This is a genomic window from Cellulomonas triticagri (assembly GCF_003696205.1).
GTDB classification, from domain to species: Bacteria; Actinomycetota; Actinomycetes; order Actinomycetales; family Cellulomonadaceae; genus Cellulomonas; species Cellulomonas triticagri.
This window is the reverse complement of sequence record NZ_RFFI01000207.1, coordinates 1-3,437: the sequence shown is the minus strand read 5'-3', so window position 1 is coordinate 3,437 and position 3,437 is coordinate 1. Positions and strand designations below refer to the sequence as shown.

2 protein-coding genes are annotated in these 3,437 nt (G+C 77.1%); one reads left to right on the top strand and one right to left on the bottom strand.

From position 1 onward, the window contains the following. Window positions 1-1,963, bottom strand: a 1,963-nt coding sequence (locus EBM89_RS20015; protein ID WP_122151335.1) for a DNA polymerase III subunit gamma and tau, incomplete at its 3' end; no start/stop codon positions are given. Between the two features lie 259 nt (window positions 1,964-2,222). Between EBM89_RS20015 and EBM89_RS20010 the strand changes: the two genes are divergently transcribed. After that, window positions 2,223-3,077 (top strand): DUF368 domain-containing protein, encoded by an 855-nt coding sequence (locus EBM89_RS20010; protein WP_158609737.1) that lies wholly within the window; start codon window positions 2,223-2,225, stop codon window positions 3,075-3,077. Window positions 3,078-3,437 lie beyond the last annotated feature (360 nt).

The window sequence follows — 3,437 nt, the reverse complement described above, 5'->3', positions numbered from 1 at the left end:
CGTCCCACGACGCGGCGGCCTCGGCCGCCGACGGCGCTCCGGACCCCCGGCTCGGGGACGTCGGCGCCGGCCCGGAGGCCGGACCGCGCGCGGGTGCCGCGCCGTCGCCGGCGAGCACGCCCTCGACCTTGACCGCGAAGCCGAGGGTCTCGCGGACGGCCTGCTGCACGAGGTCGGCGTGCGAGCCGCCCCGGAACGCCGACGCCAGCCCCGGCGCGCCGAAGCCGAGCGTCAGCGTGGTGGCGTTCAGCTCCACCACCTGCGCGTTCTGGCTGATGAGCACCCACGTCGTCTTCTTCAGCCGACCGAGGGTGTCCAGCACCTCGGGCCAGCGGCGGCGCAGCATCTCCGTGTCCCCGCCGCCGGGGGCACCCGCGGGGCGCTCGGCGGGGGCGACCGGCTCGGCCACCGGGACGTCGTGCGGCACGGCCTCCTGCACCGGCGTCGCGGGAGCGGGGTCGACCACGCGCTCGTCGTGCGGCTCCGGCGCGGCGGCACCCGCCTCGTCGGTGTCGCCCCCGGGCGCGGCGGGAACCGCCTCGTCGGTGGCACCCCCGGGCGCGTCGTCGGGCGCGTGCCGGCCGGTCGCGCCGCTCTCGACCGCCTCCGCCGTGCGGTCGGCGGGGGCGGGAGCGGGGATCGGCTCGGGTGCGGGGGTGACGACCGCGACGCGCTCCACCTCGACGGCCGGGGCCGGCGCCGGAGCGTCGGGCACGGGGCGGGCAGCGGCGGCGGACGCGGCAGGGGCTGCAGGTGCGCCCGAGGTGAGGGAGGCGGCCCCGGGAGCACCGCCGGGGGCGACGCGGACGCCCTCGCGCTCCAGCCGGTCCACCCGCGCCCCGATCCCGGCGGCGGTGTCGTCCAGGGCCGGCAGCAGCAGCCGGGCCATCAGCAGCTCGAGGTGCAGGCGCGGCGAGGTCGCACCGGTCATCTCGGACAGGGCGGCGTTGACGAGGTCGGCGGAGCGGGAGAGCTCGGCCGCGCCGAGCTGGCGGGCCTGCGTCTGCATGCGCGCCATCTGGTCGCCCGGGACGTCGCGCAGCACGGCGGCGGCGGCGTCGCCGGAGGCGGCGAGCACGATGAGGTCGCGCAGCCGCTCCAGCAGGTCCTCGACGAACCGGCGCGGCTCGTGCCCGGTGGAGATGACGCGCTCGACCACGCGGAACGCGCTGGCGCCGTCCCGGGCGGCGACGGCCTCCACCAGGTCGTCCAGCAGGGACGCGTGGGTGTAGCCGAGCAGCGCGACGGCGTCCTCGTACCCGAGGCCGTCGGGGCCGGACCCGGCGATCAGCTGGTCCAGCACGGACAGCGAGTCGCGGACCGAGCCGCCGCCCGCGCGCACGACCAGCGGGAGCACGCCGGAGCCGACCCGCACGCCCTCGGCGGTGCAGAGCTGGTCCAGGTAGCCGACCATGACGTCCGGCGGCACCAGGCGGAACGGGTAGTGGTGCGTGCGGGACCGGATGGTGCCGATGACCTTGTCGGGCTCCGTCGTCGCGAAGATGAACTTCACGTGCTCCGGCGGCTCCTCCACGATCTTCAGCAGCGCGTTGAAGCCCTGCGGGGAGACCATGTGGGCCTCGTCGAGGATGAAGACCTTGTACCGGTCGCGGGCGGGGGCGAAGGTCGCGCGCTCCCGCAGGTCACGGGCGTCGTCCACGCCACCGTGGCTGGCCGCGTCGATCTCGACGACGTCGAGGCTGCCCGGCCCGCCGCGGGCGAGCTCGACGCAGGACTCGCAGACGCCGCACGGGGTGTCGGTGGGGCCCTGCGCGCAGTTCAGGCAGCGCGCGAGGATGCGCGCGGACGTCGTCTTGCCGCAGCCGCGCGGCCCGGAGAACAGGTACGCGTGGTTCGTCTGCCCGCTGCGCAGCGCCTGCCGCAGCGGCGCCGTGACGTGGTCCTGCCCGACGACCTCGGCGAAGGTCTCGGGCCGGTAGCGGCGGTACAGGGCGGTCGTCACCCCAGAACTCTAGAGGGGACGGCGGACACCGGGGGACCCCCGCCCGCGCTCCTGGGGACCACCGGCGGCACCGCACGCACCGCACCACTCACGCCGCACGGGAGGCCGGACCAGGTGGTGCCGCGACGGGTAGCGTGGTCCGATGCCCGCCGCCGCACCCCTCCCTGACGCGCGCCCGGACGACCCCCACGGCGCGGACCTCCCGGAGCCCAGGCCGGCGACCCGCCGCCCCCGCCGTCCCCCGCGGCGCGGCCGTCAGGTGCCGTGGTCCCTCGCTCGCGGCGCGCTCGTCGGCGGCGCCGAGGCCCTGCCCGGGATCAGCGGCGGCACGATCGCGCTCGTCACCGGCGTCTACGAGACCGCCGTGACCGGGGCGGGCCACCTGCTGTCGGGCCTGCGCCTGCTCGTCACGGACCGCGTCGCCGCGCGCCGCGAGATGGCGCGCGTGAACTGGGCCGTGATCGCCCCGCTCCTGCTCGGCATGGTGCCCGGCCTGGTGCTCACCGCCGGGTTCGTCGGCCCGCTGCTGAAGGAGCACCCGGTGCCGATGACGGCGCTGTTCCTCGGCATGACCGCGACCGCGCTGCTCGTGCCGCTGCGGATGATCGGGAGCCGGTGGACCGCCCGCGAGGTGCTCACCGCCGTCCTCGTCGCCGCCGCCGTCTTCGTGCTCGTCGGGCTCCCCCCGCAGAACCTCCCCACCACCTACCCGGTGGTGTTCGTCGGGGCGGCGCTCGCCGCGTGCGCGCTCGCGCTGCCCGGCACCTCCGGCTCGTTCCTGCTGCTCACCTTCGGGCTCTACCACCCGGCGCTCGACGCGCTCAACGACCGCGACCTCGGCTTCGTCGCGGTGTTCGGTGCCGGGATGGTGGTGGGGCTGGGCTGCTTCATCAAGGAGCTGCAGTGGCTGCTGGAGCACCGGCGCCGCGCCACGCTCGTGATCATGACGGGCGTGGTCGTCGGGGCGCTGCGCGCGCTGTGGCCGTGGCAGACCGAGGACCGCGGGCTGCTCCCGCCCGGCGAGCAGGTCCCGCTCGCCCTGCTCATGCTGCTCACCGGTGCGGCGGTCGTGCTCGGCCTGACGGTGCTGGACGCCCGGATCCGCCGCCGCTGACCACCCGTCACCCGCGCCCGCCCGTCACCCGCGCCCACCCGGTCGGGCGCTGGGCCGGCCGCGCGCCACGCCGTCTCACATCGTGAACGCCACGTTCCACACAACGAGACGTCCGCGCTAGATTCCCTCCACCAGCCGCCGGGACGACCCCGCGGCCCGACGCCGGAGGGAGACCAGGATGCGCCCGCACGCCACCACCGCGCTCCACCCCTCCATGCGTCGCGCGACCGGGAGCGCCCCGCGCCCCTGTCGCTGTACCGCCGCGGCCTGACCGACCCGTGGTGACCCGGCGGCGACGTCCGCCCGGGACCCACGCCGGCGTCCGGCCGCGCCGACCCGGCCCCGACGTCGCCGGTGGCC